The 13,467-nt window shown below is 49.4% G+C and carries 12 protein-coding genes; all 12 read left to right on the forward strand.

Going from position 1 to position 13,467, the window contains the following annotated elements:
- The first annotated feature begins 36 nt into the window (after positions 1-36).
- The 12 genes from ugpA to GCE9029_RS06380 all read left to right on the forward strand — a co-directional run bounded on the left by ugpA (position 37) and on the right by GCE9029_RS06380 (position 13,385).
- Positions 37-918: a sn-glycerol-3-phosphate ABC transporter permease UgpA gene (gene ugpA / locus GCE9029_RS06325; protein WP_062661827.1), complete on the forward strand. Its 882-nt coding sequence runs from the start codon at positions 37-39 to the stop codon at positions 916-918.
- Complete coding sequence (ugpE, locus tag GCE9029_RS06330; RefSeq protein WP_062661829.1) at positions 918-1,766, forward strand: sn-glycerol-3-phosphate ABC transporter permease UgpE; 849 nt, start codon at positions 918-920, stop codon at positions 1,764-1,766. Before ugpA ends, ugpE begins: the two co-directional genes overlap by 1 nt.
- Before the next feature lie 33 nt (positions 1,767-1,799).
- On the forward strand, positions 1,800-2,867 hold the full coding sequence (ugpC, locus tag GCE9029_RS06335) for a sn-glycerol-3-phosphate ABC transporter ATP-binding protein UgpC (protein ID WP_062661831.1): 1,068 nt from the start codon (positions 1,800-1,802) through the stop codon (positions 2,865-2,867).
- A gap of 197 nt (positions 2,868-3,064) precedes the next feature.
- Positions 3,065-3,598, forward strand: coding sequence for a hypothetical protein (locus GCE9029_RS06340; RefSeq protein WP_062661833.1), 534 nt, complete (start codon positions 3,065-3,067; stop codon positions 3,596-3,598).
- Positions 3,599-3,761: 163 nt separating this feature from the next.
- Positions 3,762-5,405 (forward strand): pyridoxal-dependent aspartate 1-decarboxylase PanP, encoded by a 1,644-nt coding sequence (gene panP / locus GCE9029_RS06345; protein WP_062661835.1) that lies wholly within the window; start codon positions 3,762-3,764, stop codon positions 5,403-5,405.
- Positions 5,406-5,531: 126 nt separating this feature from the next.
- Positions 5,532-6,509 (forward strand): LysR family transcriptional regulator, encoded by a 978-nt coding sequence (locus tag GCE9029_RS06350; protein ID WP_062661837.1) that lies wholly within the window; start codon positions 5,532-5,534, stop codon positions 6,507-6,509.
- Between the two features lie 260 nt (positions 6,510-6,769).
- On the forward strand, positions 6,770-8,140 hold the full coding sequence (locus GCE9029_RS06355; RefSeq protein ID WP_062661845.1) for a glutamine synthetase family protein: 1,371 nt from the start codon (positions 6,770-6,772) through the stop codon (positions 8,138-8,140).
- Between the two features lie 8 nt (positions 8,141-8,148).
- Entirely contained in the window at positions 8,149-9,534 is a 1,386-nt protein-coding gene (locus GCE9029_RS06360; RefSeq protein ID WP_062661847.1) for an aldehyde dehydrogenase family protein, read from the forward strand.
- 9 nt (positions 9,535-9,543) lie between these two features.
- Positions 9,544-10,704, forward strand: a complete 1,161-nt coding sequence (locus tag GCE9029_RS06365) for an iron-containing alcohol dehydrogenase (RefSeq protein WP_062661849.1) — start codon at positions 9,544-9,546, stop codon at positions 10,702-10,704.
- A gap of 8 nt (positions 10,705-10,712) precedes the next feature.
- Positions 10,713-11,459: a glutamine amidotransferase-related protein gene (locus GCE9029_RS06370; protein ID WP_062661851.1), complete on the forward strand. Its 747-nt coding sequence runs from the start codon at positions 10,713-10,715 to the stop codon at positions 11,457-11,459.
- A 28-nt stretch (positions 11,460-11,487) separates the two neighbouring features.
- On the forward strand, positions 11,488-12,066 hold the full coding sequence (locus tag GCE9029_RS06375; protein WP_062661853.1) for a TRAP transporter small permease subunit: 579 nt from the start codon (positions 11,488-11,490) through the stop codon (positions 12,064-12,066).
- Positions 12,063-13,385 carry a TRAP transporter large permease gene (locus GCE9029_RS06380; protein WP_062661855.1) on the forward strand — a complete coding sequence of 441 codons (1,323 nt, stop codon included), beginning with the start codon at positions 12,063-12,065 and terminating at the stop codon, positions 13,383-13,385. Before GCE9029_RS06375 ends, GCE9029_RS06380 begins: the two co-directional genes overlap by 4 nt.
- The last annotated feature ends 82 nt before the right edge of the window (positions 13,386-13,467 follow it).

Consider the following 13,467-nt stretch of genomic DNA (forward strand, 5'->3'; position numbering starts at 1 on the left):
CCCGCTGATCCACATAATTACAATAAGCAGGTTGTTATGGATAACAAACCCGTCTTTCACAACGTCTGGTTACCTGTTGCGCTGCTCGCCCCTCAATTGGTCATCACTTTTATCTTTTTCCTGTGGCCAGCGGGACAAGCAGTTTGGCAGTCAACGTTATTGGAAGATCCCTTTGGGTTAAGTACAGAATTCGTGGGCCTAGATAACTTCTTAGAGCTCCTTGAAGACAGTGCTTACTTCTCGTCATTTGGCACCACCCTATTCTTCAGCTTTGCCGTTGCAGCACTAGCGCTCGTCGTTTCCTTGCTGCTGGCGGTCATGGCCGACCACATTATCAAAGGCGCCACTGCCTATAAGACCTTGCTCATCTGGCCATATGCGGTTGCTCCCGCTGTTGCCGGTGTGCTTTGGTTGTTTATGTTCAACCCAACAGTGGGTGTATTGGCACACGCAATGGCTGCGGTTGGCATTGATTGGAACCCCTTTATCAACGGAGGGGATGGCATGTTTATGGTGATTGTTGCGGCAACCTGGAAGCAGATAAGTTACAACTTCCTGTTCTTCCTCGCTGGTCTTCAATCCATTCCACGTTCTTTGATTGAAGCGGCAGCCATTGATGGCGCAGGTCCAGCGAAACGATTCTTTACCATTGTGTTCCCACTGCTTTCCCCAACGTCATTCTTCCTTCTTGTCGTGAACTTGGTTTATGCCTTCTTTGACACCTTCGGCGTTATCCATGCGATGACACAGGGTGGCCCAGGCGACTCGACCACAACGCTGGTTTACAAGGTTTACGCCGATGGCTTTGTGGGGCTGAACTTAGGTTCATCTTCCGCGCAGTCTGTCCTGCTGATGATTCTGGTTGGTGTACTAACCGTCATTCAGTTCAAATACGTTGAGAAGAAGGTGGCTTACTGATGGTAGAAAGAAGACCGTTACTGACATTTTTCAGCCACTTCATTCTCATTCTAGGTGTGTTGGCTGTCGCCTTGCCTGTTTGGCTCGCCTTGACGGCAGCCACACATGACAGTAAAGAGTTTGTGAGTGGCATGACACCGCTTTGGTTCGGCGATCGTGGCTTCGAGGTTTTCCATGAAATCCTCACAGAAGGTACCTCACGTGAGCTGAATATCAGCGTGGCAGGTATGCTATGGAACTCCACTCTGATGGCGCTTGGTATTGCCTTCGGCAAGCTATCAATCTCCATTTTGTCTGCCTATGCCGTGGTGTATTTCCGTTTCCCTGGCCGTATGCTGGCTTTCTGGGTGATTTTCATGACTCTGATGTTACCTGTAGAAGTTCGTATTATGCCGACTTTTCAAGTCATCGCTGATCTCAGCATGCTGAACACCATGTCAGGTCTGACTATCCCGTTGATCGCCAGTGCTACCGCCACCTTCCTGTTCCGCCAGTTCTTCATGACGGTACCGGGTGAGCTTTTAGAAGCGGCCCGAATCGATGGCGCAGGCCCGATCAAATTCTTCTTTGATATTCTCCTGCCGCTTTCGAGAACCAATATCGCAGCACTGTTTGTGATTACGTTCATCTACGGCTGGAACCAATATCTATGGCCTCTGCTGATCACCACCGAAGATAACTACTACACCATCGTGATGAGTATCCAACGCATGTTGGCTGTTGGCGATGGCGAAGTGGAATGGAACAAGGTGATGGCGACGACACTGCTTGCCATGATCCCACCTGTACTCGTGGTGCTTGGCATGCAAAGGCTGTTCGTGAAAGGCCTGGTAGAAACTGAAAAATAATAAAGAATTAAGCTTCACACAGAGGATGCGTGAATGGCGACAATGACACTCGACCAAATCAAAAAAGTTTATCCCAACGGCTTCAAAGCAATCCACGGGGTAGATTTGAATATCGCTGATGGCGAAATGATAGTGCTGGTTGGCCCAAGTGGCTGCGGCAAGTCTACCCTGCTTCGCATGATTGCTGGGCTGGAAACGATATCAGATGGCACACTGTCTATCGGCGGTGATCGCGTAAACGAAAAAGAACCCGGCGAGCGCGACATCGCCATGGTGTTCCAGAACTACGCACTATATCCGCACATGACAGTGTTCAATAACATGGCGTATGGCCTGAGAAACCGTGGCGTTCCAAAAGATCAGATAGAAACATCGGTCAACGAAGTGGCAAAGATGCTGGAGCTTGACCATCTCCTGACCCGCAGACCGTCTCAGCTTTCCGGTGGTCAGCGTCAACGTGTGGCGATGGGGCGTGCCATTGTGCGTCGTCCAAAAGCGTTTTTGTTTGATGAACCACTTTCTAACCTCGACGCCAAACTTCGCGTTCAAATGCGTTTGGAAATCAAAAAGCTACAGCGTTCACTGAATACGACTTCTATCTACGTGACTCACGATCAGGTCGAGGCGATGACGCTGGCAGATCGTTTGGTTGTGTTAAGTGCCGGAGATGTTGAGCAGGTGGGTACACCACTGGAAGTCTATGACACCCCTGCTTCACTGTTTGTAGCGACGTTTATCGGCAGCCCGTCTATGAACATTCTTGAAGGCTCTGCGAGTGGCGGAAAGTTGGCCCTAGCCAATGGTGAATTGATTTCGGATACCAATCTTGAAGACCGAGATTTATACATTGGCTTGCGACCAGAGCACCTGCAGATTACCGAGAACCCCGAGGAAAAGCAGCTCACCATGAAGGTGACGTTAACCGAATCGTTAGGCGCGGATCTGTTGGTTTACGGAACGCTTGCCGATTCCGACCAGCAAATGACACTCCGTGTTGAGGGGCATGTCGTGGTTGAAGACGGCGCCTCATTGCCACTCACTATCGACACGAAAAACATTCACCTATTCGATAGAGAAACTGAAAAACGTATCGAAAGCTAACCCACCTCTTTGTCACAATCTGAGCAATTGAGAAATCTCTCGCTTGGATTGTGACAATCCACTAATTCCAGAGAAAATTTTCGTTTTTATTCTTCGGTCGCTAACATTACCATTACACCTATAAAAACAATCCGACGTTGATATTGGGTCGAGAACCCTGTGACTCGGAAACAACCTTCGACCAAAAGGATTTAATAATGCGTCGTTCAGCCCTGATCCTCATCGCCACTTTGGTGCCTGGTATTTCGTTTGCGAAAGACATCGAAGAACTGGACAAGCTTTGCGTTAGTCAGAAATATCACAACTATGTGGATGCTTCGATCACCTGGTATGAAAACCTGGTAGACCTCACCATCAAGAAAGATCCTAAGCTGGAAGGTGTTGCTGGTTGGTTCCTGGAAGGCCGCCGTAACCACTTCATGTTGAATGAAGAAGCATTTGATTATTATCTGGAAAATGACCCAGCCAAACTAAACTTCGACGCGCCTGTTGAATCTTGGTTGAGCCTTTCCCAAGAAGACGTGAAATCACTGAGCACATCGCAAGGTGAACTCGCGGATGCGGCAAAGAAAGTCTTCGAGTTCCGTCAGGGTAAAGCGCACGAAGGTAACTACGACCTTCGCTCGGCTTTGGCTTCCCTGCTCAGCCACCCTAAAGAAATCGACGTCCCGCTAACTCAGTACAACGATGCGATGATGAAGCTGGCTGATACCAGTTGCGACAAGCAATAACAGCCACGCCGCAAGCTTTACAAAGGCCACCTAAATGGTGGCCTTTGTCTCAATCCCCAAGATTTCTGCCCTTTGATATCGGCCAAGCCCACGTCTTTCCTGTGTTGTAACTTCGGCGAACATCGTGTAGAAAAGCCCATTATTAGAAAATAAAGAACCTCGGATGGTTAAAGAAAACAAGACAGCGGAAGCGTCACTCGAGAGCCTCCATCGTATTTTTACCGTGCCCGAAGCGCCCGATTCCACTCTGGGTAAGATCGAGCAGGAAATTTCCCAAAACCTGAATCGTTTTTTGCAGAATCATATTGCTGCAACTGATTCATCTCTCACTGATATTGAAAAAGATTTCAGCAATCCGTTGATCCCAGAGCAACCTACGTTCGTTTCCGAGCATACCGAGTTTCTTCTGGATAAGCTGGTTGCCCAATCCGTTCACACGTCATCACCTCGTTTTATTGGCCACATGACCTCAGCGCTTCCCTATTTCCTGATGCCGCTGTCAAAAATCATGATTGGTTTGAACCAGAACACGGTCAAAATCGAAACGTCAAAAGCATTCACACCACTTGAACGTCAGGTGTTGGGCATGCTCCACAACCTGATTTATGACCGTGACGAGCGCTTTTATGAAAGCTGGATGCACAGCGCTGAACATTCCTTAGGGGCGTTTTGCTCTGGTGGTACCATTGCCAATATCACGGCTTTGTGGGTTGCCCGTAATGCTGCACTGAAAGCGGATGGTGATTTCAAAGGCGTCGCTGAGGAAGGTCTGTTCCGCGCCATGCGCCATTACGGGTACGACGATATCGCCATTTTGGTCTCAGAACGTGGCCACTACTCACTGAAGAAATCCGCAGACGTGCTTGGCATTGGCCGACAGTCTTTGATTGCCATTCCGACCGACGAAAACAACCGTATCCGCATTGATAAGCTCGAAGAGAAAATCTCTGATCTGAAAGCGAACAACATCAAAGTATTCGCACTGGTAGGTGTAGCCGGCACGACTGAAACTGGCAATATCGACCCGCTTGATGCCATGGCAGAAATTGCTGAGCGCGAAGACATTCATTTTCATGTGGATGCCGCTTGGGGCGGTGCGAGTTTGATGTCGAACACCCAGCGTCAAAAACTCAAAGGCATTGAACGAGCAGACTCGGTGACAATTGATGCCCATAAGCAGCTATACGTGCCAATGGGTGCAGGTATGGTGATATTCAAAGACCCTTCCATGGTGTCTGCCATTGAGCATCACGCCAACTACATACTGCGCAAAGGCTCTAAAGACCTCGGCAGCCACACACTCGAAGGGTCCCGCAGTGGCATGGCGATGTTGCTTTACGCCAGCCTGAATATCATTGGACGCGAAGGCTATGAACTGCTGATTGATCAAAGCGTCGACAAGGCCGAATACTTCGCGTCATTAATTGCTGAGCAGCCAGACTTCGAAATTGTCAGCAAGCCTGAGCTTTGCCTACTTACCTATCGCTTTGTGCCTGAATCGGTCAAGAAAGCGTTCGAGATCGCCAATGATGCGCAACGTGAAGTGCTCCACCAGCACTTGAATGACCTGACTGTTTTCATTCAAAAGCACCAACGCGAAGCCGGAAACACTTTCGTCTCCCGAACCACGTTAACGCCTGTTCACTTAGATAGCCGCGAAACAATTGTCTTCCGTGTCGTGCTGGCAAATCCACTCACTACCAAAGATATCCTAAAGGAAGTCTTGGAAGAGCAAAGAACACTGGCGCTAAAAAGCACCATTGCTTACCCCAAACTTTTGGAATTTGCAGACCAAGTTATCAAGTGATATCTCAGAGAAAAAAGCCACCAAAGCGGCTTTTTTCATTTTCAGCTTCTCACGACTCATTGCTGCAACATGCTGATTTCAAATCGCTTGGCTAAGCTGAATTTAGGATGTGAAAAGGATTTGGTAATGGGAACATTAGGGTTTGAGCTGAAATCGCTGGAAGTGTTTGTGGCAACCGCCAAAACCGGCAACATGACCGCTGCCTCGCAACATTTGGATATCTCCCAATCTTCGGTTTCACAAATCCTCGCCAATCTGGAAAGTAACCTTGGCGTAAAACTACTAGATCGTAGTGTGCGTCCCGTCGAGCTTACCGTGGCTGGACGCTATTTCTATGACCAATCCGTTCACCTGCTCGAACAGGCTTACAAAACTCAGCATGTCATCACCAAAGGGAGTTTCAATAGTTTGCACCTGGTGCGAATTGCCATGGTAGATTCGCTAGCCGCGACGGTCGGGCAGCCCCTGATTGAAGTCATTAAAGCGCACACGGAAAACTGGAGCATGATGACGGGCTACTCCCACCTTCATCAGCAGGGTCTTCTCAGTCGTAGCATTGATATTATTATTTCTGATGATGTACTCGAAAAGCAGGATGACCTTAGACGTCTGCAAATCCTCAAAGAGCCGTTTGTCCTGGTTGTACCAAAACAGTTCCAGCAAAAGTACCCTGATACCTGCCACTCACTTGTCGCATTGAGTAAACATCTGGACATGATTCGCTACAGCGAACAAAGCCTTATCAGCCAATCCATCGAAACCTATCTGCATCATCAAGGTCTCGATGTGCCCGACCGTATGCAACTGGATAACACATTCGCCGTACTTTCCGCAGTAGCTCAAGGACTTGGCTGGACATTAACCACCCCATTATGCCTTCTTCAGGGGGAAGTTTTTCGCAATCAAATCAGTGTTATTCCGCTACCAGAAAAGGATTCGTTTTTCAGGTACTTAACTTTGATTGCCCGCCGTAACGAACTGGGTGATTTACCGGAAAAACTGGCAGAAGGTAGCTGTAAAATTCTTCGCCAACATTTCCTCGCTAAAATTCGTCAACATTACCCCTGGTTGGACGGAAAAATTCGCATCGGGAAATACACCTGACAGGCCGTTCAAAATCACACTATTAGGATTCCTAATAGTCTTGTCCCACACCGTGTGATTGTGGTGGTAAAAGTTTTTCTCTGTCTCCTACCTTAAATTTACAGTCTGTTACTAACCGTAAGTGACTGATAGATCACCTACTGCTTATCCGTGCTTCAACTATCGTTGATAGAGGTTCATGGGTTTCTGAAACATCACCAGAAGCAAGTGAAGCATGCAGTTTTTCTTTCGGTCCAGTAACGAAATTAACAGGAGCGGGTATGGAAGCGCGTGAAGTAAAAACGGCGGCTGACGCCAAGAAGATTGTAGAAGAAAGGAAACTCTCCCACGTCAAAGTTGGCTTGTTTGATAACGACGGCGTGATGCGCGGAAAGTATATGTCGAAAGAGAAGTTCTTCTCTTCATTAGACAATGGATTTGCCTTCTGCGACGTGGTCTTGGGCTGGGATGTCAAAGACCAACTTTATGACAACGCCAAGTACACTGGCTGGCACACTGGTTACCCTGACGCCCCAGTTCGTATTCTTCCAGACACTTGCCGCGACGTGCTCGATGAAGACGGCATGTTGCTTTTTATTGCGGAGTTTTCCGGTGACGCTGAAGCAGTTTGCCCACGCGCCACACTACGTCGTGTATTAGAAAGAGCAGCTGACATGGGGTTTGACGCCTACGCCGCGCTTGAGTACGAATTCTTCATTTTCGATGAAACGCCCCACTCTGCCCGGGAAAAAGGCTTCCGCAACCTGAAAACGATCACGCCTGATTGGTTCGGTTACTCGATGATTCGTAACTCTACTTATTCAGGCTTGTATAAAGCGATTCTCGCCATGGGTGAATCCATGGACTTCCCTATCGAAGGTATTCACTCTGAAACTGGCCCAGGTGTCATTGAGGCTGCGCTCACTGTCGACAACGCGAAAGACGCCGCAGACAAAGCCGCCCTGTTCAAAACCTACATGAAAGTGCTGGCACAGAAGAACGACATGATGGCGACCTTCATGGCCAAGTGGACCAATGATTACCCCGGCCAAAGCGGACATATTCACATTTCGTTGCGTGACCGCGCATCAGGTAAAAGTGCTTTTTATGCTCCGGACGCAGAGCTCAACATGAGCGATGTTCAACGCCACTTCCTCGCAGGCCAACAGCTTCTTATGCCGCAATTTCTTTGCATGATAGCTCCAACCGTTAACAGCTACACGCGAATGATACCCGGCTATTGGGCTCCAACTGATGCAACATGGGGTGTCGAAAACCGGACGACGTCACTTCGCGTGATTCCGGGGTCTGATAAATCACAGCGCATCGAATATCGCTTGGGGGCAGCTGATGCCAACCCTTACCTTGCTCTCGCTGCTGCGCTTGCCTCTGGACTGTATGGCGTTGAGCACAAGATGGAACCAACAGACCGTATTGTCGGAAACGCTTACGACATCGAACATCCAAAAGAGCTCCAACTCCCTCGGACACTCTGGGAGGCCGCACAATCTTTCAAGCAATCCGAAGCAGCCAAAGCCATGTTAGGCGAAGCCTTTGTAGAACACTTCGCCGCCTCACGTGAATGGGAAGACAGAGAATTCCGTAAGCATGTCACTGATTGGGAACTCGACCGTTACTTTGAAATTATCTAGGTGAAGACATGGAACGTTTTCAAACAATTACGCCAGTAGATGGCTCAGTTTATGTTGAGCGCCCTTTTGCTACCGCATCAGAAATTAACACGGCGTTGGAAAGCGCAGCTAAAGCCTATCCATTGTGGAAAAATACATCACTTGAAGTGCGCCAAGCGCTTTGCAGGAAAGCCGTTGAGTGTTTTGTCGACAAAGCCGAAGACATTGCAGAAGAAATCACTTGGATGATGGGTCGCCCTATATCCTACACAAAAGGAGAAGTTGCAGGCTTCGAAGAGCGCGCGCTGTACATGATAGACATCGCCCCTGAAGCACTTTCACCCATGCCTTTACCAGATAAAGCCGGTTTTCGTCGCTACATTAAGCGGGTTCCACTCGGTACGGTATTCGTGGTTGCACCGTGGAATTACCCATATCTGACAGCTGTTAATGCGATTGTTCCTGCCTTGTTGGCAGGTAACACGGTACTGCTCAAGCACTCTGCACAGACGCCTCTTTGCGCAGAAAGAATGTCGGAAGCGTTCGCTGAGGCGGGATTGCCCAAAGGCGTATTTCAATACCTTCATCTTTCCCATGCTGATACTGAGTCTGTAATGCAGCATGACACCATACGTCATGTCGCATTCACGGGTTCAGTGCCCGGCGGCAGAGTCGTTGAAAAAGCCATTGCAGGGCGATTTATCAGTGCAGGTTTGGAGCTTGGCGGTAAAGATCCCGCCTATATTCGCCACGACGCCAACGTTCCCAATGCGGTAGACACCGTCATCGATGGCGCCTTTTTTAATTCAGGTCAATCTTGCTGTGGCATGGAGCGCCTTTATGTACACGAGTCGGTTTTTGATGACGTTGTCGATGCAGCGATAAAACTCGTGAACCAATACCAACTCGGCAGACCCGATGAAGCAAGCACAACACTTGGGCCTTTGGTTCGAACTGCTTCCGCTGATTTTGTGAGGGGCCAAACGGAAGAAGCGATACTTCAAGGCGCAAAGCCCTTGATTGACGCCTCCAACTTCCCAGCAAATCAGGTGAGTAGCCCATACCTTACCCCTCAGCTTCTCGTGAATGTTGACCACAGTATGCGGGTGATGACGGAAGAAACATTCGGCCCCGTTTTGGGTATTCAACGTATCAGCAGTGACGAAGAAGCCTTGCGCTTGATGAACGAGAGCGAATTCGGACTGACTGCCGCCATCTTCACCGAAGATGAGGCTCGTGGAGAACAGTTAGCAGATAACGTTGAGTCCGGCACTGTATTCCTCAACCGCTGTGACTACCTGGACCCCGGCCTTGCCTGGGTAGGCGTTAAAAACAGTGGTCGCGGATGCACCCTTTCCAAAATAGGGTTCGAGCATTTGACGCGCCCTAAGTCTTATCACTTCAAACGCGTGTAGGAGCCGGAGATGTCATTTTCAAACTGGAATTATCCCACCGCAATGACTGCCGGGATCGGTGCGTTATCTGCATTACCTGATGCTTGTAAAAGTCTGGGAATAGAGCGGCCATTATTAGTCACAGACCCCGGTATTGCCGAGCTTTCCATGACCCAACAGGCAAGAGATCTCTGCGAACAGCAAGGGTTATCTGTCGCGCTATTTTGCGATGTGCAAGGCAACCCAACAGGTCAGAATGTAGAAGCAGGTAACACTGCCTACAATGAGGGGCTCCACGATGGTGTGATTGCTCTAGGTGGTGGTTCTGCATTGGACTGTGCGAAAGCCATCGCCCTTTCTGCAGAACAATCACTGCCGCTTTGGGCATTTGAAGATGTTGGCGACAACTGGACGCAAGCGGATTCAGATCTCATTGCGCCGATCGTCGCAATTCCCACAACAGCAGGGACGGGTTCAGAAGTTGGTCGCGCCTCTGTGATCACCAAAGAAGATGAGAAACGCAAGCTCATCATCTTCCACCCAAAAATGCTGCCTGAAAAAGTCATTCTCGACCCAGAGCTGACGGTCGGCCTTCCCAAACACATCACCGCGGCAACAGGTATGGATGCACTTTCCCACTCATTGGAAGCCCTATGCGCGCCCGGCTACCATCCAATGGCGGAAGGTATCGCCATTGAAGGTATTCGTCTGGTGCAGCAAAACCTACCAATCGTGTTTGAAAACGGTGCAGATAAACAAGCCAGAATGCAGATGTTGGTCGCTTCCAGTATGGGCGCAACGGCGTTCCAAAAAGGTTTAGGTGCCATGCACGCCATCGCCCACACACTAGGCGCACTGTACAACGCACACCATGGTCTGCTAAATGCCATCCTGATGCCATATGTGCTTGAAGCCAACCGAAGTGAAATCGACGAGAAAATGGACCGGCTTTCGCGCTATCTGTCATTAGAAGCTTCAGGCACTGATGCGGTGTTGAGCTGGGTATTAGCGCTACGTAAATCTCTAGGGATTCCCCACACCCTCGCTGAAATTGGCATCAATGATGCGGAAGCGGAGAAGGTTGGCTTGATGTCAATTAATGACCCCTCAGCTGGCGGTAACCCTATCCCGTTTTCTGCGGATGAATACAGCCAACTCTTCGTCAATGCAGTTCATGGAAAAGGACTCTGAGGGGCATTATGCGTATCGGTCTCTTACTCTGTGACGACGTGAAGCCTGAGCTTCAAACCGCCCACAGAAACTACCCTGATATGTTCGAAACCACGCTGAGAAAAGTGGATCCTTCGCTGTCCCTTCGGTGCTACCGCGTTATTGATGGCGAATATCCAAAAGATATTGACGAATGTGATGGTTACGTTATCTCAGGTAGCCGATACAGCGTTTACGACGACCTCGCTTGGATTAAGCAGTTTGAAAGCTTTGTAAAAACGCTTTATGAAAAGGGAAAACCTGTCGTCGGTATCTGCTTTGGTCATCAGATGATGGCGCAAGCTTTAGGCGGCAAGGTTGAGCGCTCAGAAAAAGGCTGGGGAGTGGGTATTGCCACCAGCCATTTATCGACCGAAGAAAAGGCCAAACAGCCATGGCTTCAAAGCCTTAAGCCTGATTTTTCTCTCGTCGTTAGTCATCAAGACCAAGTGAGTCAACTCCCGCCAGATAGCACCACGTTGGCCAGTAGTGATTTCTGCCCTGTCGGCATGTTTACGGTAGGCAATCACTTCCTTGCGATTCAAGGACATCCAGAATTCAGTCGTGCCTACTCATTTGATTTGATGGAAGCAAGAAGGGATCGCATTCCAGAGGATGTGATATCCCGGGGACAGGCTTCTTTGCAACAAATGCCTGATGCTGAACTCGTCACCCGCTGGTTGCTCGCGTTTTTAAAGCAACCCTCTACATCATCCCGAGCGCCTTCGTCGCCTTAATCGACCCCATTCAAGGAAGGAAGTAGTTATGGAGTCATCACGTCTGCCCGAGGATAAAAACCTGGCCTATCTGCCCTCACCGTTGGCGGCTTATGTCAGGTTTGTCGAATCGGTCAATTTTTACATCGGCCGCTTCGCCATGTATCTGATTTTTCTGATGCTAGGCATTCTCGTTTATTCGTCTATTACCAAAACCTTCTTTCTGCCTTCGCTGTGGACACTCGAAATGGCACAGTTTGCGATGGTGGCGTACTACATGCTCGGTGGCCCTTATTCAATGCAGCTTAACAGCCATGTACGCATGGACTTGGCCTATGGTAACTGGTCGCCAAGAACCAAGGCGATGGTCGATAGCTTTACCGTCGTTTTCCTCATTATCTATCTTGGTGTTCTGCTGTATGGCGGCATTTCCAGTACCTCCTATGCGTTGGAGTATGGCGAGCGCAGCTATTCCGCTTGGCGGCCGTATATGGCACCAATCAAACTCATCATGTGTCTCAGTATTTTCCTGATGCTGCTTCAAGCCACGGCTGTCATGCTCAAAGACATCGCCAAATTGCGCGCGCCAAAAGGTATGGAAGATGAATCAGAAGGAGGCATGCAATGAGCTATGAATTGATCGCCTTACTGATGTTTTCCTCCATGATGCTCATGCTTCTGACTGGGCAACGGGTATTCGCTGCCATTGGCTCTGTCGCTGTTATCGCATCGCTTTTGCTATGGGGGGACGGCGGTTCAGAAATCGCCTTTGGCGCAGCCATGAAGTTGATGAAGTGGTATCCACTACTGACATTGCCGCTGTTTATCTACATGGGCTACATGCTGTCAGAGTCTGGTATTGCGGAAGATCTCTACAAAATGTTCCATGTCTGGATGGGACCGATTCACGGCGGCTTGGCTATCGGGACAATTCTTCTGATGGTCGCAATTTCAGCCATGAATGGCCTTAGTGTGGCAGGTATGGCCATCGGTGCAAGTATCGCTCTCCCCGAACTATTGCGTAGGGGGTATGACAAGATCATGGTGACTGGGGTGATACAGGCAGGAAGTTCGCTCGGGATACTGGTACCGCCAAGCGTGGTATTGGTTCTCTACGGCATGATTGCTCGCCAGCCAGTAGGACAGCTATGGCTCGCTGGTGTATTGCCTGGCCTGCTGATGGCTACCATGTTCATTGTCTATATCGTCGTTCGCTGCAAAATGCAGCCGCATTTGGGACCAGCGCTATCTGAAGAAGAACGCAACGTACCCATGAGTGAAAAGCTCAAACTGCTGCGCGCGGGCATTCTTCCGCTCGCGATTTTCTTCTCGATGACGGGTTTGTTCCTAATGGGTGTCACCAGCTTGGTGGAAAGCTCTGCGGTAGGCGCGCTGGCTGCGACCATTGCTGCGATCGTTAAGCGTCGTATGACCAAGGGCGTGATGGAAAATACGCTACGTAAAACCCTCGCTATCAGCTGTATGTTTATGTGGATCATTCTCGCCGCCCTTTGCTTCGGCGCGGTGTTCGATGGTTTGGGTGCTGTGAAGGCCATAGAAGCGCTGTTCATTGACAGGCTTGGCCTAACGCCTTGGGAAGTGCTGATCCTTATGCAGCTGTCCTACCTCATCATGGGCACCTTCCTCGACGATACTGCCATGTTGGTTATCGTTGCCCCTCTCTACGTGCCATTGGTGAAACTGCTCGGCTTCGACCTTATTTGGTATGGCGTGCTCTACACCATTACCTGTCAGATCGCCTATATGACACCGCCATTTGGCTACAACCTTTTCCTGATGCGCGCGATGGCACCTCCCGAGGTGTCACTGACCGACATTTATCGTTCTATCGTGCCATTTGTTCTGATCATGATCTGTGCGCTTGCCATTGTGATGGCATTCCCTCAGATCGCGCTCTGGCTGCCGGAATGGCACTACAGCCGATAGGAGGAAGCTATTACAAAAATCACTCTCAAATATGCAACTACACTCAAACCAATGGAAATGTGTGTTTATCGAATTAATGACA

Source organism: Grimontia celer (genome assembly GCF_900055185.1).
Lineage (GTDB): Bacteria > Pseudomonadota > Gammaproteobacteria > Enterobacterales > Vibrionaceae > Enterovibrio > Enterovibrio celer.